The sequence below is a fragment of the Trichocoleus sp. DQ-A2 genome, from assembly GCF_039961915.1.
Classification (GTDB): Bacteria; Cyanobacteriota; Cyanobacteriia; order Cyanobacteriales; family FACHB-T130; genus FACHB-T130.
Genome location: NZ_JAMPKD010000037.1, coordinates 17397 through 43901, shown reverse-complemented (window position 1 = coordinate 43901; position 26505 = coordinate 17397). Strand labels below are relative to the sequence as shown.

The 26505-nt window shown below is 45.6% G+C and carries 20 protein-coding genes and 2 pseudogenes; 11 read left to right on the top strand and 11 right to left on the bottom strand.

Features of this window, described 5'->3' with window-relative positions; genetic code table 11:
- Positions 1 to 117 precede the first annotated feature (117 nt).
- Positions 118 to 537, top strand: a complete 420-nt coding sequence (locus NC997_RS25420; RefSeq protein WP_190524816.1) for a helix-turn-helix domain-containing protein — start codon at positions 118 to 120, stop codon at positions 535 to 537.
- Positions 538 to 759: 222 nt separating this feature from the next.
- Here the strand turns inward: NC997_RS25420 and NC997_RS25415 are convergent, their stop codons facing one another.
- Entirely contained in the window at positions 760 to 1512 is a 753-nt protein-coding gene (locus tag NC997_RS25415; protein ID WP_190524814.1) for a DUF4336 domain-containing protein, read from the bottom strand.
- Between the two features lie 182 nt (positions 1513 to 1694).
- Between NC997_RS25415 and pyrC the strand changes: the two genes are divergently transcribed.
- Entirely contained in the window at positions 1695 to 2747 is a 1053-nt protein-coding gene (gene pyrC, locus NC997_RS25410) for a dihydroorotase (RefSeq protein ID WP_190524812.1), read from the top strand.
- 181 nt (positions 2748 to 2928) lie between these two features.
- Positions 2929 to 3549, top strand: coding sequence for a heme-binding protein (locus tag NC997_RS25405; protein ID WP_190524811.1), 621 nt, complete (start codon positions 2929 to 2931; stop codon positions 3547 to 3549).
- On the opposite strand, the gene NC997_RS25400 is transcribed toward NC997_RS25405, so the two are convergent.
- The 3 genes from NC997_RS25400 to NC997_RS25390 all read right to left on the bottom strand — a co-directional run bounded on the left by NC997_RS25400 (position 3546) and on the right by NC997_RS25390 (position 9791).
- Positions 3546 to 3842, bottom strand: coding sequence for an antibiotic biosynthesis monooxygenase (locus NC997_RS25400; RefSeq protein WP_190412859.1), 297 nt, complete (start codon positions 3840 to 3842; stop codon positions 3546 to 3548). The two genes, NC997_RS25405 and NC997_RS25400, sit on opposite strands and share 4 nt — an antisense overlap.
- Before the next feature lie 47 nt (positions 3843 to 3889).
- Positions 3890 to 4114 carry a hypothetical protein gene (locus NC997_RS25395; RefSeq protein ID WP_190524809.1) on the bottom strand — a complete coding sequence of 75 codons (225 nt, stop codon included), beginning with the start codon at positions 4112 to 4114 and terminating at the stop codon, positions 3890 to 3892.
- A 283-nt stretch (positions 4115 to 4397) separates the two neighbouring features.
- A complete protein-coding gene (locus NC997_RS25390; RefSeq protein ID WP_190524808.1) occupies positions 4398 to 9791 on the bottom strand; it encodes an AAA family ATPase in 5394 nt (1797 codons plus the stop codon).
- Between NC997_RS25390 and NC997_RS25385 the strand changes: the two genes are divergently transcribed.
- A complete protein-coding gene (locus NC997_RS25385) occupies positions 9790 to 9918 on the top strand; it encodes a hypothetical protein (RefSeq protein WP_277881785.1) in 129 nt (42 codons plus the stop codon). The two genes, NC997_RS25390 and NC997_RS25385, sit on opposite strands and share 2 nt — an antisense overlap.
- A gap of 401 nt (positions 9919 to 10319) precedes the next feature.
- Here the strand turns inward: NC997_RS25385 and NC997_RS25380 are convergent, their stop codons facing one another.
- From NC997_RS25380 to NC997_RS25370, 3 genes are all read right to left on the bottom strand, one after another.
- Positions 10320 to 11894, bottom strand: a complete 1575-nt coding sequence (locus NC997_RS25380; RefSeq protein WP_190524807.1) for an amidase — start codon at positions 11892 to 11894, stop codon at positions 10320 to 10322.
- 91 nt (positions 11895 to 11985) lie between these two features.
- Positions 11986 to 12882 (bottom strand): AraC family transcriptional regulator, encoded by an 897-nt coding sequence (locus NC997_RS25375; protein ID WP_190524806.1) that lies wholly within the window; start codon positions 12880 to 12882, stop codon positions 11986 to 11988.
- Between the two features lie 321 nt (positions 12883 to 13203).
- On the bottom strand, positions 13204 to 14907 hold the full coding sequence (locus tag NC997_RS25370; RefSeq protein ID WP_190524805.1) for a bifunctional diguanylate cyclase/phosphodiesterase: 1704 nt from the start codon (positions 14905 to 14907) through the stop codon (positions 13204 to 13206).
- 490 nt (positions 14908 to 15397) lie between these two features.
- Between NC997_RS25370 and NC997_RS25365 the strand changes: the two genes are divergently transcribed.
- The 3 genes from NC997_RS25365 (at position 15398) to NC997_RS25355 (ending at position 18256) form a co-directional block, all read left to right on the top strand.
- On the top strand, positions 15398 to 15634 hold the full coding sequence (locus NC997_RS25365) for a hypothetical protein (RefSeq protein ID WP_348257833.1): 237 nt from the start codon (positions 15398 to 15400) through the stop codon (positions 15632 to 15634).
- Between the two features lie 147 nt (positions 15635 to 15781).
- On the top strand, positions 15782 to 17533 hold the full coding sequence (locus NC997_RS25360; RefSeq protein ID WP_190524823.1) for an ABC transporter transmembrane domain-containing protein: 1752 nt from the start codon (positions 15782 to 15784) through the stop codon (positions 17531 to 17533).
- Between the two features lie 129 nt (positions 17534 to 17662).
- Positions 17663 to 18256: a restriction endonuclease gene (locus tag NC997_RS25355; RefSeq protein ID WP_190524801.1), complete on the top strand. Its 594-nt coding sequence runs from the start codon at positions 17663 to 17665 to the stop codon at positions 18254 to 18256.
- A 17-nt stretch (positions 18257 to 18273) separates the two neighbouring features.
- Here NC997_RS25355 and NC997_RS25350 read toward each other — a convergent pair whose 3' ends face one another.
- The gene (locus NC997_RS25350; protein WP_190524799.1) at positions 18274 to 19260 is read right to left on the bottom strand and encodes a site-specific DNA-methyltransferase; all 987 of its coding nucleotides are present in this window, start codon (positions 19258 to 19260) and stop codon (positions 18274 to 18276) included.
- A gap of 44 nt (positions 19261 to 19304) precedes the next feature.
- Positions 19305 to 19553, bottom strand: a complete 249-nt coding sequence (locus NC997_RS25345; RefSeq protein ID WP_190524797.1) for a helix-turn-helix domain-containing protein — start codon at positions 19551 to 19553, stop codon at positions 19305 to 19307.
- Between the two features lie 413 nt (positions 19554 to 19966).
- Between NC997_RS25345 and NC997_RS25340 the strand changes: the two genes are divergently transcribed.
- Positions 19967 to 21751: an ABC transporter ATP-binding protein gene (locus NC997_RS25340; protein WP_190524795.1), complete on the top strand. Its 1785-nt coding sequence runs from the start codon at positions 19967 to 19969 to the stop codon at positions 21749 to 21751.
- Positions 21752 to 21841: 90 nt separating this feature from the next.
- On the opposite strand, the gene NC997_RS25335 is transcribed toward NC997_RS25340, so the two are convergent.
- Positions 21842 to 23245, bottom strand: a complete 1404-nt coding sequence (locus NC997_RS25335; RefSeq protein WP_190432911.1) for a sugar porter family MFS transporter — start codon at positions 23243 to 23245, stop codon at positions 21842 to 21844.
- A 109-nt stretch (positions 23246 to 23354) separates the two neighbouring features.
- Between NC997_RS25335 and NC997_RS25330 the strand changes: the two genes are divergently transcribed.
- The 3 genes and pseudogenes from NC997_RS25330 to NC997_RS25320 form a co-directional block, all read left to right on the top strand.
- Positions 23355 to 23483, top strand: coding sequence for a hypothetical protein (locus NC997_RS25330; protein WP_277881784.1), 129 nt, complete (start codon positions 23355 to 23357; stop codon positions 23481 to 23483).
- Positions 23484 to 24119: 636 nt separating this feature from the next.
- Complete coding sequence (locus NC997_RS25325) at positions 24120 to 25313, top strand: PEP-CTERM sorting domain-containing protein (protein ID WP_190524794.1); 1194 nt, start codon at positions 24120 to 24122, stop codon at positions 25311 to 25313.
- A gap of 154 nt (positions 25314 to 25467) precedes the next feature.
- Positions 25468 to 25653: pseudogene (locus NC997_RS25320) on the top strand (transposase family protein); the annotation flags it as partial.
- A gap of 27 nt (positions 25654 to 25680) precedes the next feature.
- On the opposite strand, the pseudogene NC997_RS25315 reads toward NC997_RS25320, so the two are convergent.
- Positions 25681 to 26342 (bottom strand): annotated as a pseudogene (locus NC997_RS25315) (IS1 family transposase).
- Positions 26343 to 26505: the final 163 nt, after the last annotated feature.

Genomic DNA, 26505 nt, shown 5'->3' with positions numbered 1-26505 from the left:
AGGTATCCATCACTTGCCACAAACTGAATTCCGTCAGCCTTGTGCTTATTTGTGTTTGAATATACGATACAACTTCAAGTTGACTTGAAGTCAAGCAGTCGTTGCACCAAGAAAATCATGGATATCACTGAGGTCTCAAAGGCTTCTGGATTACCGACCTCAACGCTACGATTTTATGAGGAAAAAGGACTGATCCAGTCGAACGGCAGAAATGGCTTACGGAGGCTCTTTGATGCCAGTGTCATAGAACGGCTCGCTTTGATTTCCTTGGGGCGTAGCGCCGGTTTCTCACTCGATGAGATTCGTGAAATGTTTACGCCTGAAGTCCCTGAAATCAATAGAACGCTGCTCTTAGCGAAGGCAGATGAGTTAGACAAAAAAATTAAAGAACTGACTGCGATGCGCGATGGTCTCCGCCACGCGGCAGCTTGCACTGCGCCTAACCATTTTGAATGTCCAAAATTCTTGCGGCTCCTGCGTATTGCTGGTAAAAATCGTTTTAGGCAACCCAATAAATTGAAAGACAATAAGCTTTAAGCAAGAGGCTCAGGAAAAGTAATGCAAGCGATATTAAATGCTTTTAGAAATGCTTAACCTAGCCCTTTACAATACGTTCAGTTAGACAATTTAGTTTAATAACGGCCTAAATGCTTGCTGGCTAACGGCAAAAGTGAGCGACGGTAGATACCAGTGAAACTAAGCATGAGATCCTTTACACTATCCGCTTCATTAAAGTGTTAGCTTGGTGTCGTCTAAACGTTATTCAAGCCAGCGAAAAGCACGCCGTAACTCAGCAGTACCGTTATTCTCATACCAACGACCGTGGGATAGGATAACTTTTTCAGGGTTCCACTGAAGTATTTGCTGTAAGCAGCTACGTGCCTGTTCCTTTTTCCCGAGAAATGTCATTCGCAAATCCAATGGGAGTTTTCCATCGGGATCGGCAACACCCCCTAACTTAAGTAGCCAATGCAACTGCTGACTCACTTTATTTAGTTCAAAGTTTTCGATGAGATCGGCAAGGATGAGAGTGGCGCTCTTACGGTGGAAAAAGACGACTTCTTCCATAAATCGACCGCCACGAAAGATTAATTGGTCTAGGTCTGCTACCCACTCACGTGGTGGTTCATCTTCCAAGTCAGCATCAAAATCCACTGCAATTTTCTGCTGCGCGGCACGATCGCGAACACCTGGAGATGCCCATGCTACAGCTTCTGGATAGGCGCTAGTCCAAGCACCGATATGGGCGTAATGAATTTTGTTGGGCGAAATGAGGTGGCGCAGTGAACCGAGGGAGTCAATTTGAGCTTTCAGTTTTGGAGTCAATTCTGTTGGTGAATGGCACCATAGGTCACCATTGCTCAGTCGCACAATCGTCATTCGGGTTGGAAAGGGCATCTTTGCTCCATACATTGCCATCTGCACGATGGAACCATCTACGATCCAAATATCTTCGTCAACCTGCTTCAGAAGGTTGATTGGTTCATAAAGTGCGATCGCGTCGTTGCTCATAGCTATGAAAGGAAGGTAAAGGCTTACTGCTCTAGCGCGGGGTATAAAAGTAGGCTAGCAGTGCCCATCACCTGCCGCAAGTAACCTCTGCATCAAACCGATTATCTGTTGGTAGGTAGTGCGCCTGGGCGTTGTTAGCTTGGTCTTCCTTGCTAAATCACTCGCGGTTTTATAATTGAGTGATGCAAAAGCTTACGATTACCCGACCTGACGACTGGCATCTGCATCTACGTGACGGTGCAGCGCTGAAAGCGGTTCTGCCCCATACGGTGCGTCAGTTTGCCCGCGCTATCATCATGCCGAACTTGAAGCCCCCAGTACGCTCGGTAGCGGATGCTGCGGCCTATCGCGATCGCATCCTTGCGGCGATTCCGGCTGGCAAACAGTTTGAGCCACTGATGACGCTCTACCTCACCGGCAACACGAGTCCCGAAGAAATTATCCGGGCTAAAGAATCCCAGTTTGTCAAAGCGGTCAAATATTACCCAGCGGGTGCAACGACTAATTCAGACTTCGGGGTGACGGATATTCGTCAGTGCGATCGCGTCTTTGAAGCGATGCAGCAGGTAGATATGCCTTTACTCCTGCACGGGGAAGTAACCGATCAAGATGTTGATATGTTCGATCGCGAGAAAGTGTTCATCGAGCGACATTTGATCCCTCTCAAGCAGCGATTTTCCAACCTGCGCGTGGTGCTTGAACACGTTACCACCTCAGATGCTGTGCAGTATGTCCTGTCTGCGAACAACATCGCTGCAACGATCACCCCACAACATTTGTTATTTAACCGCAATATCCTATTTCAAGGTGGCATTCGCCCCCATTTTTATTGCCTGCCAATTCTGAAACGTGAGGATCATCGTCTGGCCCTTCTGCAAGCGGCAACCTCTGGTAATCCTAAGTTTTTTCTTGGCACCGATAGCGCCCCCCATCCCCGCAATGGCAAAGAAAGTTCCTGTGGGTGTGCGGGTTGCTATTCGGCTCTGCATGCTATGGAGTTATACACAGAAGCTTTTGAGAGCGTTGATGCACTCGATAAACTTGAAGCTTTCGCTAGCTTCTATGGGCCAGATTTTTATCAACTCCCGCGCAATACCGAACAGATTACTTTGGGCAGAACGACCTGGCGCGTTCCCGATGAATTGCCATTTACTGAATCTGGACTTGTGCCTTTACGGGCAGGTCAGGAGATGACGTGGCAAATGCTTGACGCTAGCATAGCTGAGGCTAATTGATTTAGGCAATCGTGTTATAGACACGCTATTCCTTAGGTTCGGAGCTGATGGGTAAAGGTAAGATAGGTACTGTGTCGAGAGGGAAATTGCGATCGCATGATTGCGCTGTGCAAGGAAGGTGAAACCCTGCTCGCATGAAAAACTGCCAGACTGAGAATAGGATGAATTTCTGAGGTTCCCTGTGAAGCTAGAGAACATATTATTCCCCGTAGGAATCCTGGTAGTAGTTGCGATCGCATTTTTCGCCTACAGTGCTACCGCCGCTCCCTTGCCAGAAGGATTTCCACCTCCAACACCAGAAGGGCAAATTGAAGTCAAACAATATCCCGCATACCGTTCTGCCACAGTTCGCTATTCAGGAGAACTCTCAATGGCAGCTAATAGAGCTTTTGACCCTCTCTATCGCCACATCAGCTCTAACAATATCTCCATGACGGCTCCGGTAGAAACCCGTTATCCAGTTAACACCCTAGAAGCCAGTGAGATGGGCGCATCCAATGAACGGGGTGAAGCGCTTGTTTCATTCCTCTACCGCAGCACTGACATCTACCCCTCTGAGATTGCACAAAACATTCAGGTAGAAGATATTGCACCCATGACAGTCGTCAGCCTTGGGCTAAAAGGCAGTTACGATTACTCAAGCTACCAAAAGAACATAGAGCGATTACGGGAGTGGTTAGCGCAGCACCCAGAGTGGACTGTCGTCGGTTCACCTCGCCGCTTCTTCTACGATGCTCCCTATGTCCCCGAACCTGCCAAGCGCAGTGAAATCCAAATTCCAATTCGTCGGGTAGATGGCTAGCGAAAAGCAACGACCTCATAGTGTTCCACTGTTGGGAACGGGTCATAGAAGTGATGCAACAAGGAACGCCACTGTTGGTACTCTGGCGATTGTCGAAACCCAATCGTGTGGTCTTCTAACGTCTGCCAGCGCACAAGTAGAATATAGCGGTTCGTGGTTTCTAAGCAACGTTGGAGTTCATGAGAGATGTACCCTGGCATGGAGGCAATGATGGTTGAAGCTGTTTTAAAAGCAGTTTCAAACTCATTAACCATACTGGGCTTAACATCAAGGATGGCAACCTCTAGTATCATGGGCTGGATGTTTTTAGCACGGATACTATAGTACAAGGTGCTATCAACTAGCGGCGGCTTTCACAGCATCGCTTTCTCTTCAGTAACATTGGTGCAGTCGAGAGTGCATGAATGATACTCAATACATCATAAGTCCACTGAGGAAGGATTAACGTCATCGCAATTTCTTCTAGGGTGTGAATAATGCCCACTGCGATCGCAAGATTCAGCGTCAATCCTCCATAACCAAAACCGAACAGAGCGATCGCTCTAATATATCGCTCTTGTGTCACTCCAGGAAAATAAAAATAGTAGCCAATGGATGAAAGCCCTACTCAATGGACAATCTAGCGATCGCTTGCCTGATAGAAACTCATGTCATAGCCTCAAATGCTAAACCTAGCTTGGTGTAAGGAGTTCAGCTTTCGCTCAGGCGAAAGTGACAAAAGAGCGATAACAAGCGGTGAAAACGGGTATCATTCATCAGTAAAGAGACAAAGGCTGAAACCTATACATATCAATAATTCCAACTCAGAGTTGCCCCAGGTTGCACCAACCTTCTATTTTTGCCTAGTCCTAATCGGGTTGAGTGCAGCGCTGTTGATAAATTTGAGCTGCTTTATCTGTAGGATTGCGGCGCAGGCACTCAGCAAATAATTGTTCAGCATCTCTAAGCTTTTGCCAATGGTAGAGTAACAAAGCTTCTTCAAATAGCGTTCTCGTGGCTACCTTGCCCTCATAAGTCTCAGGCGGATCGGCATCGAAAACTTCAAAAATCGATACCGCTTTTGATTTTCCCTTAACTTTTACGCGATCGATAAGACGGATAGCATACTGGTTAGAATCTGGCAAAGACTGGAAAGTTTTGTGACTAATTAACAGCGAAATCCCATATTTTTTAGTCAAGCTTTCTATCCGCGAGGCTAAATTCACTGCATCGCTGATCACCGTGCTATCCATCCGGTTTTTTCCCCCAACCGTACCGAGTATTAAAGAACCTGTATTGATGCCAATGCCAATCTTAATCGGCACGTGTCCAGAAGCGGTGCGATGTTGATTGTATTCGGTAAGACGACGCAGCATATCAATTCCTGCTTTCACTGCATTATCTGCCTCGCCACTAAATAGAGCCATAATTGCATCGCCAATATATTTATCAATAAATCCTTGGTTTTCAATAATGGCTGGCTCCATGTGAGACAAATAGGAATTAATAAATTTAAAATTGTCTTGAGGGTTCATACTTTCCGATAAAGTTGTGAAGTCACGAATATCGGAAAAGAGTACCGACATCTCCTGTTGAACTTGGTCGCCTACTTTAACATCAATAATACTTTCTTTATTCAAGAATTGGAGGAATTGACGGGGGACAAAGCGCTCAAAAGCTTGGTTGAGTTCGGTGAGATTATTGTAGAGGCGGGCATTTTCAATGGAAATTGCTGCCTGAGAGGAAAGCAGATTTAAGAGTTCTACACGCTCAGAAGTAAAAGCCTCTGTGGTTAGATTATTTTCTAAATAGAGAATTCCTGCCAGTTTACCTTGATGTTGGAGAGGGAAGCACAAAATTGATTTAGGCTTATGTACTTTGATATAGGGGGAATGAGCAAATTTAGGGTCATTAGCAGCATCGTTCAAGACTACACTTTCCTGCGTGCGAGCCACATAGTTAACAATTATATGAGAAATTAAAAGTTTATCCCCAGGTTCCCCTACAGACTGGATGGGGATTGACTGCAACACAGTCACATTATCTTCATCCACCGAACCCTCAGCTTCAATCAGCAATTTTCCCTTCTTGTCTAGAATCAAAAATCCCGTTTGCGCTCCGGCATTCTCAATAATAATCCGCATCAATTTTGCCAGTAATTTATCTAGCAGAATTTCTTCAGATAGAGTTTGCGAAGCTTTCATGATTGCGATCAAATCCAGTGCAGAGGAAGTGCTACTTCCTGTTGTGGTAGGCGGCGTAGATAGCTTAGTGCTAAGTGTTCCCCTGTTCGAGGGCTTTCTTTGTAATAAGTGAGGATAGCGCGTATCTAAATCGTTAACTTTAGCTGTTGCACCCCAGCGGAGATAGCAATAACGGGCATCTTGCATATAGACTTGCGCGATTTTATCTTGATCTAAAGCGAGATAAAACTTAGCGGCGAGTTCGTGCGCTAGTGCTTCTTCATTGATGTATTCATGTTCTTTAGCAAGAGCAATAGCTTTTTTGTAATAGTCCATTGCCACAACTTCTGACCCTTGAACTCGGTGCCGTTCTGCTTCTACAAGATAAAATTTATGTAAATGATTCATTGGGGCATGATGCGCCCATTTTTTAAGTTTTTTCTGGTTAGATTGTACCTTTCGAGAAAGGCGTTTTTGCTGAAATTTTGAGGGAGAAGAAGACACGGCCACTCTTGCAAGCGAATCGTAAAAGTAAAATAACGTAGTCGTCAACATCCCGGCTGCACTATCTATATATTTTTCCGCTAGTGCCGCATTGTCTAACGCTTCCTCATACTCTCCAAATAGGTAACAGAGTGTCAGTTTTTCAAGATATGTATGAAAAAGTAGGGTTTGATCATTTGCCTCAAGATCAAGGGGCAGTCTTTTTGATTCGTCATAAACATCACCAATTAAACGGCAGGGATTTTTCGATTGCCCCATCAGATTCAGAACCATCTGCCGATTTAGATTAATGTAATGAAAGTTTCGCTCTTGCTTTAATTTTTGGATAGTGTCACTGTATTTGGCTGCCTCCCGCTCAACAACAGCTAACTCTTGCCCCATGCAATAGGAATTGTAGGAGTTCCACAATATGGAATATGTCCCATATTCTAAATCTCCTGTTTCTAGTCCGCTCGAGTAGGCGAGCAGTAAAGGCTGTAATGTCTGCCTTCCATGCTCCTTCCAATGCCTGATAAAGTAATTAACAATAGCGACTGTTTTCGCTTTTACTTTCCTAGCATTGAGCCGCTCTAATAGACTTAAAGCTAGATTGCCAAATTTATAGCCGGATTCAATGTCTCCTAATACTCCGCAAAGAATCAACCCATAAGCTGCATACATCACTGCTGAGAAGGAAGCATTACCGTATTTGACCGATATATTGATACCTTTAAAAATAACCAGCGGTAATAAATTAGGAGCCGCTATATAGGAAGCAGAACTTACAATCGCTAGAATACGAATTGCTGCCAACTTATCAGGAGCAGTCATTTCCGGTAATTCGATTAAGTCCTCAATTCGTTTCCCCAGCAAGGCTAACTTTGTCCCCATCAAACCGAGTAAGATATCTAAGTTACTGGGCTTGTTAGGCAAACTTACTCCTAACAGCTTCAGAACTGTTAGTCCAGTATCGACTGCTTGTAATGGCTTGTTCTGCGTTAGATAAGCAGAGATTTTAACTTCATAAACTTTCACCTTATCCAGTAGTGCTTTGCCCTGTTGCAGCACGACTGGAACTAATCTCTCCATTTCATCGAATTGACCGCACAAATAGGCAGCTTCTGCGGCTTCTACATACAGAGCAAGTGTAGTATCGTACTGCGTCTGCCAACTTGACCCGCCTGCACTTCCCACGCCAGTTGCTACAACGGGGGAGACCCCCGCAACGCACTGGCTCCCCTTGCTAAGGGAGGACTGAGGAGGGTTCAACAAATCTAAGCCGTTTGTTAGGTAGGTAAGAGCGGGTTGATAAGCGGCTGAGGCTTTTGCTTTCTTGCCAGCTATTAGGTTTAACTTTGCCAATTCATCTCGTTTTTGCTGGTTTTCGAGCAGGTTGCTGCCAAAATTCAATTGATTCACAATGTCAAAGATTTTTTCCTCTTGCTGCTGGAGTGGGGTATTATTCAGGAGTAGCTGACCGATTTGCAGATGGCTGGCTTGCTTGCGGTGTGAGGGAATGAGAGAATAGGCGGCTTGTTGGATGCGATCGTGGACAAACCTGTAAGCTACCTTGAATTCATCCCCATTTCGGTCTGTTTGCAGAAATTTGTAATCATCTCCCACTGGAACAATTAGACCTTCTCGCACGGCTGACCAGAGCTCGGAAGCCGTTTCTTTTTGCGGCTTTTCACCTACACTTGAGAGAGTTTTTAAATCAAACTGGTTCCCGATACAAGCAGCCGTTTTTAATACTTCTTGCGTCAGTTCTGGTAGTTTTTGAATTTTTTGAGTCATCAACTCAACGACATTATCAGTAATACCTCGTGCTTGAATTTGATCTAAATTCCACTGCCAACTGCTACTGATAAAATCGAAATCTAATAGGTTTTCTGTATAAAGCGACTGGAGAAACTCTTTTAGGAAAAACGGATTACCCTGAGTTTTGGCAAGCACTAATTCGGCTAATGGCTTTGCCCTTTCAGCGTCGCACTTAAGCGTATCAGCAATTAATTGATTGATACAAGTTAAATCTAACGGCGAGAGCAAGATAGAATTTACAGTTGCTCCAGATTTTTGAATGTCTGATAAGGTTATTTTTAAGGGATGGGCTGCACTAACTTCATTATCCCGATATGCCCCAATCAGCAGTAGATACGAAGTATCTACATCGGTCATCATTAGCTGCATTAATTTCAGAGTAGCGATATCTGCCCACTGTAAGTCATCTAGAAAGATAACTAAGGGATGCTGTTGTTGACAAAAGACGTGAATGAAGTTTTGAAAGACTAAGTTAAACCGATTTTGGGATTCACTTGCTGCTAGCTCTAGGACGGCTGGTTGCTTGCCAATAATCAGTTCGATTTCGGGGATAACATCAATAATAATTTGTCCGTTTACTCCTAATGCTGATACGAGTTTGTCACGCCATAGGTGCAGTTGTTCAGACGTTTCCGTTAGCAGTTGTCGAACTAATTCTCGAAATGCACTGACGATAGCACTGTAAGGAATATTTCGCTGGAACTGGTCAAATTTACCAGAAATGTAATAACCGCGTCGTTCAGTAATTGGTTTATAGATTTCTTGAACTAATACTGATTTACCAATCCCGGAATATCCAGCAACGAGCATAAGTTGGCTAGTACCATGAGTGATTCGCTCAAAAGCTGCGAGTAACGTTTCAATTTGAGTTGACCTACCATAGAGCTTTTGCGGGATTTGAAATTTATTAGAAATATCCTGTTCACCTAAAACAAAATCTTCAATTTTCCCATCTGTTTCTAGTTGCCTTAGACATATCACAAAATCATCTCTAATGCCTAGAGCATTTTGGTATCGTTCCTCGGCTGTTTTCGCCAGGAGTTTCATCACGAGTTCTGAAACGACCAGAGGAATTTCGGGATTAATTATATGGGGTGGGATGGGTTGTTTAGCAATATGACAATGAACCAACTCCATTGCATCGATAGCATCAAAAGGCAATTGGTTTGTCAATATTTTATAAAAGGTAACTCCGAGCGAGTAAAAATCAGTGCGGTAATCGATTGCTCGATTCATCCTGCCTGTTTGTTCGGGAGAAATATAAGCTAACGTTCCTTCTAAAACATTAGGGCTTTTTAAGGCAGTGTTTTCCCTGGACAAGACTGTGGACAAGCCAAAGTCAATAATTTTTAATTCTCCGGTTTGAGGGTTTAAAACAATATTGGACAGGTTAATATCTTTATGGATAATGTTTGACTGATGAATTCTTCCCAGAGTTTCAGCGATCTGAATGGCAATTTGGAGAAATTCTAATAAGGTAAAGTATCGGTTTTTGAGTAGTCTCTCTAAAGATTCTCCACCGAAATCCTCTAATAGCATTACCAGTGTGTTGTTATGTCTTCGTAGCTCGTGAGCTTTAACAACTCCCCCTATCTCCAAGCTGCGAGTAATTTCATATTCCTGCTGGTAACGGACAAGTTCGGCAGGGGTAGGATAGTCTTCTTTGAGGACTTTCAGGATCAGCGGTTGGTTATCTTGTTCTCTAATTCCTCGATAGACCAGGGAATTGGCACTTTCGTAAATTTGGGCTAAAACTTTAATTCCAGGGAGTTTAATCATGTTTGGGTCTCCATTTTTGGCAGTCATGAACTTTACGGGCGATGGTCAACGACTGCTGATGGTACTCAATCGCCTTGGCCGAGTTGCCCAGGGAAGCGTAAACATTTTGCCAATTACCCAATGCTGACCCTTCACTTTAACGGTCTTTAATCTCTCGGTAGATAATCAATGTCTGTTGACAACACTCAAGGCTTCTTGAAATTGACTTGTCTGACTCTAGTGATTTCTTTGCTCCAACAACTTAGTATCGCAGCCAACAGGCTAGTATTTTTTCTAATATTCATCTAAGGATCGAGGATATATCGCTCTTGTATCACTCTCACCGGAGCGAAAGCTGAAACCATTACAGCAAGCTAGTTTTAGCATTTGAGCCTATGACATGAGTTTCTATCAGGCAAGCGATCGCTAGATTGTCCATTAAGTAGGGCTATCATCCATTGGCTACTATTTTTATTTTCCTGGAGTGACACAAGAGCGATAACTGCGATCTCTCTTGAAAATAGGGGTCAAGGGAGATGTCAGCCTAACCTAAACAGGTGGATGAATCGGATAGTCAGGTTGCGACTGGAAATGTTCTTCTATTGCCGCCATCACGGCTAAAACAATATCTTCACGCCAGTGACGCGCTGCAACTTGTACACCCACAGGTAATCCAACACTCCCTTGTTCTACTTTGGAAGCTGTTTGCTCACTTAACTGTGTACTAGGTAAGCGATCGCTTTCTTCACCCGGACGCACCCGCGTGACGGATACCACGCCTGCGGGCATACCCAGTAAATTGTACGGGATAGTATAAGTCGCATCTTGGAGTAAATAATTACTACTGCCATGAGTCAGTGCTGGCAGAGCGCAAACTGGAGAGAGTATCGCATCCAATTGTTTAGCTTCCATTGCTGCCATAAAAGCTGCACGGTAGCGGTTACGTTCATCAATCGTTTGCCAATATTCGCTGACGGATACTTCGCCCATATAAGGGAAAAGCTTAGCGATGAGCGACTGACCCATCAATCCAGAAATTGCGGCAATAACTCTGAGTAAAGGTTTTGGCAGAGAAGCTGTTTGAATGGTCTGATTAATTTGTGGATGCCGTTTGCTGTTACCTAACTGCCTTTTCGAGGTTACTAAGCCATCTGCACCATAGAGTTGGAGGTATAACTGTAAAGCTTTAAGCAAGTCTGGAGGTGTCCACTCTTCGACGATCGCACCACGTTTTTCAAGCGAAACAGCAGCTTCTCTCACCGCACGTCGCACGGCAGGGGAAGGAGTAATGATGCCATTGTCAGTGAAAAAAGCGATTCGCAAATTCTCCACTTTGACATCAGACGGTTCGCGCCAAGGTACGGGTGGAATACTGGGGTCAAACGCTTCCTGTCCCGGTACCGCCAGAACTTTCATCGCCAGGTTCAAGTCAGCGACAGTCCGTGCCATTGGGCCGGGTTGTGCCAGTATCGCTTCTTGACCGGGTAACAGGGGTATGTGACCGACCATCGATAACCTATTCGATGTGGGTTTCAGGCTGGAAATCCCACAGGCATGAGCAGGCATCCGAACGCTGCCGCCAATATCACTCCCCAAGCCAAAACACGAACCCAAAGCCGCGATAATCGCCGCCTCACCACCACTGCTTCCCCCTGGAGAGCGTTCCGGATTCCAGGGATTCACGGTGCGACCGTAGATGGGGTTATCCGATTCGTTCGATGCTAGCAACTGGGGGACATTGGTTTTGCCTAAAATAATCGCTCCTGCCTGTTGCAGTCTTTTGACCAGTGGCGCATCCTGCTTTGCCGTTTGGCTGAGAGCAGAAATTCCCATGTTGGAGACAGTCCCCGCTACATCAAATGACTCTTTGATGGTGATGGGTACTCCGTGTAAGGGTCCGAGTGTTTCTCCTCTAGAGCGAGCTTCATCGGCGGCTTTAGCTTGCGATCGCGCTTGGTCAAATAGAGGGATAATTACAGCATTTAAGCGAGGATTAACCTCCTCAATGCGTTGAATGTGCGCCTCAACGACTTCGCTGGCAGAAAGTTCTCCAGCCGCAATTTTTTGAGCAATTTCTGTGGCGCTGCTGCCAACAATAGCGGAAGGAATTTTGACGGTATCCATTGACCACTCGCTTGATAACTCTACATTACTTAGAATTACCTTTCTACTCCAGAGCGTCTTGTAGATTCGTCCAATTTTTTGTACGTTCTTGCTATCCTTGTCGAATATGTCTGGGAGTCACGCCTAGTAGACGTTTCAAGTGACGGTTGAGATGGCTCTGGTTGGCAAAACCAACGCTGTAAGCTACCTCAGCAATGGTGAGTTCTCCGTTGAGGAGTAATTCTTTAGCGCGTTCTACTCGATGACGAATCACATATTGATGCGGAGTCAAGCCCGTTGATTGTTTAAACAAGCGAGTAAAATAATGGGGACTCATCTGCACGATTGCTGCCAGTTCCGCTAAACCTAACTCTCGGTCGAGATGGTCGTTAATGTAGTCAATGACTTGCCGTAATTGGCGGCTAGAAAGACCTCCACTATAGTCACGTAGAATGGGTTGCTGTGCCGAGTAGTTTTGTAATAGGTGAACCGCTAGAGCATTTGCCATCGTCTCAGCATAGAGACGACTCCCTTTAGGATTGTTTTCTAACACTCCCTTAAGTGCCAGCCCAATTTGCAGAACTAGCCCGTCAGATATGGCGAACTGAGGCAATAGCTCAACGTTAGAAGACTCAGCCGATTCGTCAATAGCACGAGCGAAAACATCAGAAGCAATAGCCATAACGATAAAGTCATGTTCTGTATTCCAACAAGAACGATGACTAACTTGGGCAGGAGTAATGACTATATCCCCTTCAACGACTTGCTCATGCCGAATTTTTCCGTCTAGGGTTCGCCGTGCCTGAATTGGAGCCTCGGTTTTTGGGAAAATGAGAAGACTATGCCAAAAGAGACTGGAAACTTCAGGAGCTTCATAGGCAGGTGTGCGGAAATGTCCAAGGAAAATGTTATTCCAACCTGCCTTTTGACTTGTGAGAATTGGCGATCGCTCGAAGATTTGGATGAGATCGTCTTCATTGGCGATCGCTCTAGGTTTGGCTTCTGGCATGGGGTGAACTCATCCCTACATGCTTAGTGTATCAATATCGATCGCGTAGTTCATCGACACAAAAAGCCGCAGGCGCACAAAGATTCCATCAGAAAGATGGAGCAGCTTCTGCAATGCAACCAAAAGTCTTGTTTATTTGCATAGGAATTCATCAGAGCCAAACCGAAGGCTCCCGATCGCTCTGCGCCGGAAGAAGGCGTGGAGGATCGAGAGTTGTTGTGGATGTAGTTGCACGCCAAAAGCGATCGCACTCACCCAATACGAAACAAGTGCGATCGCTAGAGATTAAAGGAGGCAGTCTAACAGCTAGCCAGATTTTCTCTAGGCTACGGCTTGCTGAAAACTTTCTTGGAGCATTTGGGCGATCGCATCCGCGGGGACAGGACGGCTAAAGTAGAACCCCTGACCTTCTTCACACCCCCGTCTTTGCAGGTAGTCAAGCTGTTCTTGGGTTTCTATGCCTTCTGCTGTAATGTTCAACCGCAGGCTCTTTGCGAGGGCAATGATGGCATCGGTTACAGCGGCACTATCAGGATTAGATGTCACATCCTGCACAAATGACCGATCGATCTTGAGCATGGTAACGGGAAAGCGCTTCAAGTAGTTCAGAGAGGAATAGCCGGTGCCAAAATCATCCAAAGCCAGCAAGATACCCAGGTTTCGTAATTGCTCTAAAGTGTTAACAGATCGCTGAACGTCTCCCATGAGGAGGCTTTCAGTCACTTCCAGTTCTAGGTAAGATGCTTTTAACCCGGTTTCCTCAAGGGTTTGGTTGACGACTTCGACTAGATTTGGTTGTTCAAACTGTCGAGCTGACAGATTTACCGATATCCGAATTGGAGGGAATCCGGCAAGCTGCCAAGCACGAGTTTGGGCGCAAGCAGTTCGCAAAACCCATTCCCCAATTTGCACGATCGAACCATTTGCTTCTGCAATGGGAATAAACTTAGCTGGAGAAACCAACCCTAGCGTCGGGTGCTGCCAGCGAACCAGGGCTTCCATTGCCGTGATTTTTCTGGTATGCAAATCAATTAAGGGTTGGTAGTAAACCACCATTTCGTTGCGCTCAACCGCTCCATGTAATTCATTTTCTAATACCAGTCGTTCCTGCAACTGAGCATTCACTTCTGGCGAATAGAACTGATATTGGCTACGTCCTTGTTGTTTCGCCTGATATAGCGCCAGACGAGCCTGTTGCAACAGTTTATCCACACCATTGGGATCTTCTAGGTCATTAATTGCGATACCAATACTGGCGGTAATCCGAATCGAGTTTCCCTCTAAAAAGAAGGGTTTTGCCAGCGTACTTACTAGCAACTGGGATAGCTTGATCGCGCTCTCAAAGCAGGGAATTTCCGTTAGCGCGATCGCAAATTCATCTCCACTCACATGAGCCAGAATCTCTGTTTGACCCATACAGGTTGTCAAACGTTGGGCAACTGCTCTTAACAGCAAATTTAAGGTTTCCCGATCCAATGTATGACTCATATCAGTGAAATCGTCGATACCCAACAAAAGCACTGCTACCAGCCGCTGGTCGTTTTCAGATTGGGATACTATCTGATGCAAGCGATCGCAGAATAAATCCCGATTAGGTAATCCAGTCAGTCCATCGTAGTTGCTGATGTAGTGAATTAATTCATCTAACTTATGAAGAGTTTGTGAGGTATCTGCCATTAATGTGCCTGCTTCATCGGCAAATTCTGTAGGCAGTTCGGGTAACTTTTTGGTATTCAAATAGTCTTGTAATGCAGCAGATGTCAAAATGACTGGGGCGAGGAGGTGGCGTAGTGCATACAGAGTAGCTGCTGTACCCACTAATGTAGCCAACAGAGCAATCACCAGCACTCGCACTGTCATTTCCCAGGAATAAGAGTTTGAAATAACGAAAGTTATCAATAAGGTTAAAAGTGGTACGTGAGTGCCTAAAAATGCCACCAACATAATTTTGGCGGTATAGCTTTTCTTAAGCAGTCCGAACCGAGCTAGAAAGGAGTAGAGGGCAAGCTTGCAATTGAGTTTCATAGATGCTGCTCAAGGGTTAAAAGTTGGCAAATTACTTACCAAGTAATATGGCAGAACCATATCTGGCATTTTGGAGATATAGAGGACTACTTCCCTTTCAAATCAACCGATGCAAGGTTACATTTATAACCTTAAATATGGTATTCACCGAAACCAAATTTTAGATTTTTGATACATCTCACTACACAGTACATTTTTGAAATCATAAATGTTCACCGTATAATCACTGATTTATAAAAAAATGAAGAATATATAAAGCTTTTATCTCCGAGAAATTAGGGAAAGTGAAAGCGATCGCCAGAGTTTAAGTTACTCAGTGTAATGCTTTGAGCGTGGGACGACCGGGAAAGATTGCGATCGCATATACAGCATTTTTCAGTTAGGTGGAGTAGATGGCGGTTCTAACGCTCGATAGAGGCTTTTTAATTGCTATGCCGCTATAGATGTATGGCACCCAAACGAGAATTGCTATAGATTTCCAGTGACTTCGATGAGGTGGGTAGATGAGGTATTGGCGTGGGTGGGTTTCCTCACATCTTGCAACCTGGTGGTTGAAACCGCACAGCGATCGCAAGCACACAAACAAAACCTGGCTACGCAGGTTATAAAATCCTTGATTTTCGGTGAGTCTGCGCTTTTAAAGCTGGAAATGCGATCGCCCCAGAATTCTATTGTGACGGCTTACGGCTTGGTGCAAGATGCGATCGCGACTTGTAGTGAGGCGTGAGGCGACGGTTATGCAAAGCAGCTTGTCCTTGAGGATTGCAGCTTTTTTCCATCGAATCTTAGTTAATCTTAGTCAGGAGAGACTTTTCTAAATACAGAAGGGTAAATTCTATTGGTTCAGCAATCAGAACTCCAAAACAAGTCATCGATGCAGCCGCTTCAGCGGGTGCTGGGAAGTTTAAGCGCCTACCGTTGGATCTCGATAGGGGCGTTGCTCAGTTCCTTGCTTTTAACGGCTGCTTATGCCGTCACTCCCCAACTGTTTCGCTGGGGAATCGATGAAGGGATTGCCCAGCGAAACCTCCAAATTGTGTTTTACAGCGCTGGATGGATGGTCGTTGCTGCGATCGCGCGTGGGTTGTTTAACTTTGGACAAAGCTTTTGGGCAGAAACCGCATCTCAAGGGGTTGCCTACGATCTGCGGAACAAGATTTTCAGCAAGATTCAAAACCTCAGTTTCAGCTACCACGACCAATCCCAGACTTCGCAACTGCTAACTCGCGTCACGAGCGATATTGAGCAAATCCGCACGTTCCTGAGTACAAGTCTGATGCAGGTGATCGGTGCAGTCATCACGCTTCTAAGCATTGCCACAATCCTGCTGTTAATGAACTGGCAACTGGCGCTGATTACGCTAACAGTCGTGCCAATCTCAGGATGGTTGTTGGCGCAATTTCTCACCAAAAATAGCCGGTTGTTCGGGCAAGTTCAGGAGCAACTCGGTAATCTGAATACTGTATTGCAAGAGAACCTGCTGGGCGTGCGAGTGGTAAAAGCGTTTGTCCGAGAATCAGCAGAAGCAAAGCGTTACACGACGCTGAATGATGCGTTGATTGTGACCAACATGAAGACCATTCGCGCCATCCGCGATACTTTTCCGTTCATCTTTTTGCTCAGTAACTTGGTGACAGTCGTTGTCATCGGTTATGGCGGTGCAGAGGTCATTGAAAATCGGTTTTCAATTGGAGAATTGGTAGCGTTTAACTCTTACTTGCTGTTGATTCTTCAACCCGTTTTATTAATAGGATTTGCGGCTCCCGCGATCGCGCAAGCGGCAGCATCTGCCGAACGAGTCTATGAAGTAGTGGATGCAGAGATTGAAATTCGCAATCGCCCTGGTGCTGTCCCCTTTGAAACTTGCGGCGGTCGAATTACATTTGAAAATGTCTCGTTTCGCTATCCAGGAGCCACCACAGAAGCCCTGAAAGGTGTTTCTTTTGAAACTAAACCGAAAGAACTCATCGCCATTCTGGGGATGACTGGTTCCGGGAAAAGCACCATTATCAACCTGATTCCGCGCTTCTATGATGTTACGGCGGGGTCAGTTCGCATCGATGGACGAGATGTGCGGGACTTCACCCTGACAAGCTTGCGATCGCATATTGGCATCGTATTTCAGGAAACCACGCTGTTCTCTGGCACCATCCGCGAGAATATTGCTTATGCTAAGCCTGATGCAGGCTTGGAGCAAGTCATTGAAGTCGCAAAAGCTACGCAAATGCATGACTTTATTACCAGCTTGCCCGATGGTTACGAAACGATAGTTGGAGAACGGGGTGTAGGCTTATCGGGCGGACAAAAGCAACGGATCGCCATCGCTCGCACATTGCTGACAGATTACAGCATTCTCATCCTTGATGACAGCACTTCTGCCGTAGATGCCAGAACCGCTGCCCAGATTCAGGAGGAACTCGATCGCCTGATGCGCCAAAAAGCTTGCACGACCTTTGCGATCGCTCAACGCATTAGTACCGTGCGGAATGCCGATCGGATTTTGTTGATGGATAAAGGACGATTGGTAGCGCAAGGAACCCATGAAGAGTTGATGCAAAATAGTCCCCTTTATGGGGCAATTTTGGAGTCCCAGGTGAAGCGAAAGATTGAAAGTGGAGCAATTTAGTCTCAAGATAATTTGAATGTCACCTTGTTCGGGTTGTCTGTGGGACAATGCAGGAACTCAGCTTAATTCTCCGACCAAATAGGCAGAACTGTACTACTCTTGCGTAACAAAGTTATATGAGTAGTCAGGATGAAGATTGTTCAAGAGGTTTCCTTAATCAGCGTTGGCAGTTTTGAAGAATCAAGCGATTGGTCTATCATTCGCGCTGAAATTCGTGATGCTGTCTCTCTAATCGTTCATCCTCCTGGTACATCAAGCTTTACAATCAATCCAACTAAGCATGGTAATGGCGTTAAGCCAATTAAACAAGCTTGCACGATCGCGTTGAGGGACAGATACGGATGGAGGCTAGAAACTTCAATTAACTATGCAACCCGCTCGCCAGGAAAGGTAGATGCCACAAAAGTCATTGACAACCACCTTTTTGCTCTTGAGTGGGAAACGGGTAATATCTCCTCAAGCCATCGAGCAGTCAATAAAATGGTTCTTGGATTGCTACGTGGTGTTTTTCTAGGAACTGTTTTGGTACTCCCAAGTAGAAAACTCTATCCTTACCTAACCGATCGGATTGGCAACTATGAAGAGTTGGAGCCATACTTTGATGTTTGGCGGGCAGTCAGGATAGAAGAAGGTTTTCTAGCAATCTTTGTAATTGAACACGATCGAGTAGATAACAACGTACCAACGATTACCAAAGGAACAGATGGTCGTGCATTAGTCTGAATCGTTCTGCACGGAAGCTATGTAGAGTAAGGAATTGGCAGTTGTGATGCAATAGTTTTGCGTTGCTTCAATTTCTTGCTTCCCCTTGCTGATTCCCATTCCTCTATAATTCCATTAACCAAATCAGTCAATCGTTCTACTGCTGGCTCTGTATCCCCAATTTCTGAACCAATCCAGTAACGGTGTAGTTTTTCTGCTGCGTAAAATGTAGTACCAGAACCTCCAAATGGATCAACCACAATCTCACCGGGATTAGATGCCATTGCAATAATCCGTTCTAACATAATGGGAGCCAGTTCGTTGGGGATTCGTTTTTTATGCCGACGATGCCGAACTGGTGGAATATCAGTCCACATTTCCTCGGTTAATGTCCATAAAACTTCACTAGAATCAGGCTCAGGGGCATCCTCCCAAACATCCTCTGGCATATCCCAGACATCCATTAAGTTGATGCCTTTTTCATTGAGCTTTTTTCGATGTCCGCCATAGTCACGAATTTCTCCGCCACAATGCCGACAAACTTGAATGGGTGTGTAAACTTTGTTGAAGACTGCTGGTTCTCCTTTAGTGTAATAGAGTAATCCGTAGTGAGCGGGAGACATCTTTTTACCACGAGGAAAAGCTTTCGGCATTCTGCAAGCAATCCAATGCCGAAACCACATTCCTTTCTGATTGAGGTATGCACCATACTCTATGCACCATTTAGGTAGGTTGAATACAAATAAACTTCCACCAGGTTTAAGTACTCGGATGCTCTCCCCCAGCCACTGTTGCGACCAGACTAGATATTTGTCTAACTCCATCCGATCGCTTACTCCTTCACCGTATTCTTTTCCAAGATTAAAGGGTGGATCGGCAAATACAAGATTTACAGACTCATTAGGCAATGCTGACAGAAGTTTAAGGCAGTCTCCTTGATAGAGGATGCCATGCTCACTAATGTAAACCTGTTGTAATTCTTGTTGAGTTGCAACATCAGTTGCAATCAGTTGAAAAGGAAGCATTTATCTAACCTTTAGTACATTAGTATAGCTTGAGCCTACAAACTCTATTGTCCTTTGTCAATAGAGTTTGGTTCAGAAGTTGTACTCCGTGGCTGATAGGGTTTCCCCATAGGTTGATTCTTATATCTCTCTACTTCAGCAGCTTCTATGTAGTAGTAACGCCCAAGTTTGTGAGCTACAATCTGACCATTCTTAATCAGGTCGTGAACTCGCTGACGAGTTACGCATAGCAGCAAAGCTGTTTGAGCTACAGAAAGTAAGTCAGGGCTGTCCTTTGAAGCAAGGTCTGTCATACGATAAGCTAAAAGGGTGCTTTGATCTCACAAATCCTTCGTCAATATTGCATTTGTGACTTCAACTATCTGTAAGCTCTTAATTTCGCTGAGAAATGCGATCGCGTATTGCTTGAGGCACATTCTCCCAGTATTGGTCTGTCATTGGTGTTGCCGGAGCGAACTCTAACCCTTCCAGTAGAACTGATTCCAGCCGTTCCTTCGCTTTTCGTGCTCGATCCTGACGGATTAACTTGCAAAAATACTCGCTGACTGTACTATAGCCACCAGGTCATAAGAATTCCTCCAAGCCTCACAGCCTACATAATGTCAAATTATGCCATAACAAACAGTGAGCTATGACGGATGTAGGTTTGAGAGAGTCCTTCCAGACGATACGATAGCGAAGTGAAAAAATAAGTTGGGAAAAAAGCATGAGAGTCCCAGGTCCCGTTGTCGCATCCGAGCAAAAAGCAACTCACCAACTCTCAACCCTGCGGCGCTTTTTACGATATCTCCGACCCTATCGGAAAGAAATTCCCATTGCCTTAACCTTAGTGGCGATTGGGGCTGCAACGCAATCCATTGGCCCCTTCTTGATTGGTTGGTCTATTGACAATCTGATTACGCGGGGAAATCTGCGGGGATTGTTATTGATGTTGGGGGTACTGGGACTGATCTACATCCTCGGTGTTTGGGCAATTCGAGGACAGATTATGCGCGTGGGTTCGATCGTGCAGCGCGTACTGGCTCAACTGCGGCAAGATATTTTTATTAAAATCCAAAGCCTTCCGATCAGCTTTTTCGATCGCAGCGAAGCGGGTGATTTGATGAGCCGCTTGCTGAATGATGTGAATACAGTGAATCAAGCGTTTGGACAGACGATTGCCCAAATGTTGGGCAACACGTTCAGCTTAATTGGCATTATTATTGCCATGCTCTCAATCGATCTGAAACTTGGTTTGCTGAGCAATTTAGCGGTGCCGTTGATGATTTTCACGACTGGCTTGTTTTCCCGCTGGGCAAGAGCGAGATTTCGCGTCACGCGGCAGACAATCGGCGATCTTTCCGCCAAGCTAGAAGAAGGGATCAGCAGTGTCCGGGAAGCACAAGCATTTAATCGCATCCAACTCAATATTGAAGAGTTTGATGTTGTCAACGCAGCCAATCGCGATGCCAACGTTGAAGCAGTGGCAATTACGGCTGCATTTTTGCCGTCGATTGACTTTCTCAATACATTAGCTACCGCCGCAGTGCTGGCGTATGGAGGCTATCTGGCGGTAACAGGAGCCGCAACTGTGGGGGTGGTGACTTCCTTTTTACTCTACGTTCAGCAGTTCTTTCGCCCTATCCAAATTCTCAGCCAGTTTTACACCCAAGCTCAATCTGCGATGGCAGGTTTGGAGCGGATTTTTCTGCTGTTAGATGAACCTTCCCAACTGAATGATGCACCGAATGCGACTGAGATGCCGCCTATTCAGGGTGAGGTGCGATTTGAAGCGGTGACATTTGGCTATACCCCTACTCAACTCGTACTCAAAGGGGTGAATCTGCACGCTCAACCGGGACAGATGATTGCATTGGTGGGACCAACTGGAGCGGGTAAAAGTACGATTATTAACTTAATTCTGCGCTTCTACGATGTGTCTGGCGGCGCAGTTAAAATTGATGGGATTGATGTGCGGAGCGTGACGCAGGCGAGTTTGCGCCGTCAAATTGGCATTGTTTTACAAGACAATATTTTGTTCAGCGGTACAGTTGCAGAAAATATTGCTTTCGGCTGTCCCCACGCTACGCAAGCCGATATTGAAGCAGCGGCGCAATTAGCCAATGTGCATGAATTTATCATTTCCTTGCCGCAAGGATACGCGACTCAATTGGGAGAACGGGGTGCGCCTCTGAGCCAAGGACAGCGCCAGCTGGTAAGTATTGCCCGTGCTGTATTAATTGACCCTCGAATTTTGATTCTGGATGAAGCTACCAGTAGTATTGATACTCGCACAGAAGCGCTGGTGCAGGATGCGATCGCGCGTCTACTCCAAAGTCGCACCAGCTTTGTGATTGCCCACCGCCTCAGTACAGTAACGCAAGCCGATCAAGTGTTAGTGATTCAGCAAGGACAAATTGTGGAACGAGGTACTCACGCAGAACTCATCGCTCAACAAGGTGTCTATGCCAATCTCTATGCGCTGCAACTGGGGGCAAATTCTACTCAATAGGGCGGTGCAAGGATACTGGTTAAAACTTAGCGCGATCGCACTCTGCTCAATTACCGCCGATAACCAAAGATCCTGCTGTGAAAGTCGATACTACACCATTTCCTCTAGTTCTTTACCCTTGGTTTCTTTGATCAGCAGCAGCACGAAGAACAAGGAAATCGCCGCAGCAGTTGCATACAAGCCATAGGCAAAGCCTAAACCCACATCCTTGAGAGGGGGAAAGGTCGTGGACACCGCAAAGTTGGCAATCCACTGAGCCGCAGCAGCGACGGATAGTGCCGCCCCGCGAATCCGATTGTTAAACATCTCCCCTAGCATCACCCAAACGACGGGTCCCCAAGAGAAGCCGAAGCAGAAGACGTAGAGGTTAGCAGCTAGCAAGGCAATGATGCCAGAGTTTCCGGTTAGGGAGGGGTTCCCCGCGGCATCTAGGGGCGCACTGCCAAAGGTTGCCGCCAGCGTTCCCAGAGTCAGCGTCATGCCCAGAGAACCCAGGATCAGCAGAGGTTTGCGTCCAAACTTGTCCACGAAAGCGATCGCGACTAGCGTTGTCACAATATTGGTGATACTGGTAATCACCGTAATCCACAGCGAATCCTTCTCGGAAAAGCCTACCGCCTGCCACAGGACGCTGCTGTAGTAGAAAATCACGTTAATTCCTACCAACTGTTGCAGAATAGATAACCCAATACCAACCCAGACTATCGTGAGTAAGCCATGCCGACCCATAAGATCGGACAGTTGAGGTTTGCGCTCCCGCGATACCGTCTGCCGAATCTCCTGTACTTTAGCCTCAACATCTCCACCCAAAACCTTTGCCAAAACCGAAGCCGCTTCTGCGTCCCGTCCTTGAGCCACCAAGTAGCGGGGTGATTCTGGAATCCTCAGTGCGCCTATTCCATAGGCAATGGCAGGTGGGATCTCAGTCCAGAACATCCAACGCCAAGCAGGTATCCCGAACCAGAAGGGCGCTTCGGCGGAACCCGCAGCGACAGCGATGAAGTAGTCGCACAGCAAGGCGATGAAGATCCCGGTCACGATCGCAAGTTGTTGCAGAGAACCCAGGCGTCCGCGCAGGTGTGCAGGGGAGACTTCAGCAATGTAGGCGGGGGCGATAACGCTCGCAGCACCAACTGCTACCCCGCCCACCAATCGCCAAACCATGAAATCCCAAATATTAAAGGCAATACCAGAACCCACGGCGCTGATCAAAAACAGAATAGATGCGACGATCATCGTTTTTACCCGCCCGTAACGATCGGCGATCTGTCCGGCAAAGAAGGCTCCCACCGCCGAACCCAAAAGTGCGGAGGAAACAGCGAATCCCGTTGCCACACTACCGGCTTGAAAATCTTTTCCTAAAGCGGCTACCGCACCATTAATTACGGCAGTATCAAAACCAAATAAAAAGCCGCCAATCGCAGCTACCAGCGCCAGCATCAGCACATAGGATGTGCTGGCTTTAGGCATAACAGGTTTGTTGTGAATAGTCATTTGTTAATCTCTAAGTCAAACGCAAATGCAAAGCTAAATTGATTTCGATTTGCTCATCCATACAAACTTTGAAACGCAAAGCCTGCCAAGCGATAGCCAGCAACCTATTGTGGTAGCTGTCTATCGCTTGGCGATTACCTCCAGTACGTTGCGCGATCGCTTATGTACTACGGCAATTTCTACTTTTGTGAACTCCGGAGACAACGATCGGATTGTTCTCCTGGTTCAGCTTCGATAGCTAGTCTGTGTTTAATGTGAGAAATGGGATAAACCGGGTTATCAGAAAGATGTAAATTTATTTCTCACCATGAGAACATTGTTTGATCCTACCTTCTGACTAGCATCAATCTTTAGGATTAAACCTACGAAAACGTAAGAAACTGTAAGATTCAGCAAATAAACTTAACATAAATGCCTGATTAAGAGTAAATATCCCAAAATATAGGAGCGTCAGGTTGTAAATAGTATTTAAGAGCGATCGCAAGGAGAGTTATCTAGAAGCAAATTGACAGACTACACGACCTGTGAAAACACATTCATGTACCGGATGCGATCGCAAGTGTCACCGAATCAAAATTCCTCTTCACCATCACTCCGCTCGCCAGTGCGTTTTGCGGTAACATTAAGCACTCCCTAGCTTTCTGATAGCTCGTTGATTTCAGTTCCACTTCATCCCTACTCGCTCCACAATCCGTTTACTGTAATGAAGGGTGATCCTCCACCTTACGTCAGTATGTAAATTTCAATTAATAACATCCTCCTGTGAAGCTTACGCAAAAATACGGTAAATATTGCGTAAAGCTACGCTTTCACTGACAAATTTGAGGTATTTTTTGTCTAACAGATACAAGCCTAAATCTATGGGAGGAGCCTTATGAAAACTAAAACTTTTACATTTAAACCATTCATCAAGCTACTGAACCTGTCAGCTTTAATTACTTTAAGTACCGCTGCCATTTTAGACCTTGGAGCTTCTGGAGCAGATGCTGCCTTATTAATTGGTAATACTAAAACCAACAATGTAGTGCGTTATGACGATAAGACAGGAAAGTTTTTGGGTGATTTTATTGCCCCTGGTAGTGGTGGCTTATCTAACCCAGATGATTTAGTATTTGGTCCTGATGGAAATCTCTATATCAGCAGTGGTAGTAGTTCTACAGGACAGATATTGCGCTACAACGGCAAGACAGGTGCATTTATCGATGTATTTGCTTCAGGGGGAAATCTAACTCGTCCCTATGGGATAGTATTTGGACCTGATGGCTATCTTTACGTGAGTAGCTTTCTTACAGACACAATCTTGCGCTATAACGCTACAACAGGTGCATTTGTAGATGTCTTTGCTTCAGGAAATGGATTGCCCGGTGGTTTAAATGGCCCGAATGATTTGTTATTTACACCTGATGGTAAGTTGCTCGTTTCCACTCAGGGTAGCGTTGCTATAGCTGGTGATGCTAACACAGATGGCATCATTTCACCTGGAGAGTTTGTTCCTGACTTTAGCCAGGGACTTCCCAGTCAAATATTGAGTTATGACATTAAAACAAAACAGTCTACTGTTCTAGTAGATTCAGCTACTCCACTTCCCAACAGTTTTAACTTCGTCAGTTTTTTGGGTTTAGCACTTAGCCCCAAGGGAGATTTGTTCGCAACTGACTTTGCAAATGGACTTCGGGCTTATGACATTAATTCAGGAGCATTAAAAGCGACCATTCCAACTGACTATACTTCAATCCCTGGAGGTTTTAGCAATAACTTTATTGGCAATCTGACTTTCATTGGAAATACCCTCTTTACTGTTGGTTTTGACTTTACCAAAAACGATTATGGAGCGATTCTACGATATGACAGCGTAACAGGGAATGCTCAACCTTCGGCAGGTAATCAAGGTGCAGTCTTTGTCTCAACTAACAGTAATCTTCAGCGTCCAATTGGCATTACATCAATTGCATCTGTACCAGAACCGACAGCTACAATAAGTTTGTTTGCACTTGGTACATTCTGCGCGGTCTTTCTACAGAAGTCCAAGCGGAAAAACCACTGCTTGCACGCAGAAGATACAGTGTGACAGAAGAGCGTTAAGCTGTTTCGAGCATCGGGGATTCTACTTTCATCCCCAAATTGAAAGCTTGCAGGATAAAGACTACCGGGGAATGCAAAAGATCCATCCCAGCAGTCGCCTACCCTACAAGAAACCGAAGGGGGGATGACTGACAGTACAACAGAAAGCCTACAATCGCCAACTGGCTCGTGAACGGGTGGTAATTGAGCACGTCAATCGCTGCTGGAAGATTTTCAGAATTTTGGCTGAACGTTACCGCAATCGGCGCAGACGCTTTGGATTACGGTGCAATCTCATTGCTGCTTTGTACAATTATGAGCGTTCTCAATGGGCTTGCTTAAGTTAATTTGCAAGAGGTCTAATGTTGGTAGTGCTAAATAAGTAATGATGCATTGTAATGATGGATAAAATACCAGATTGCACCGATATGATTTTCTAACGATTTGGAGAAAGACAAGGTTTTTCGCACCAACCGAGACACCCGTTGTCTCAAGGTGTTGTTGAATCGCTCTTCGGTAGCTCGTTTTGCCAGTCTCTTTGCCCACTGCAAGGGTGCCGCTTGCGGGCGTAGAACTGCCCCATAGGCTGCCCAAAAATCGGTGTAAGCGATGGCGCATTGGCGATAAACAGGCGGTAAGGATTGCCACAATTTGCGTGCGGCTGCTTCATCCCGTGCGCCAATATAAACGCCAACAATTTCGCGGGTATCCGTATCGAGAGCTAACCAGACCCATTGCTTGTTTCCTTTGTTGTCCACGAATGACCACAACTCATCACATTGAAGTGTTAGCCTCCCCTTTTTTTAGCAGGCACCTGCACACTTCGAGGCACCCCGGCATATTTCTCGTTGACATAGGTTTGCAGCCATTGTTCAGAAACCTGGGCTGCACGAGCAATTCCGGCAAGCGAAATCCGTTCTAATAGCAATCGGTCAATCAATTCCCGTGTGGCTTGGTCAATCACTTTTTTGGTCGGATGTTCGACGAACTGTCGTCCACAGTCATGACATTTGAACCGTTGTTTACCGTTGTGGATGCGACCATTTTTGACGGTTTGAGTAGATGCACTTCAGGGAACAGACGGGCATAAGCGAAAAACATCAGCAAGCAACTCTTCTTCTCTATCATTACATTTTGGGCACTACCCCAAAATCGATACGAACGCTGCTTCATAGGCAGATGTACTACGCTTGGGAGCA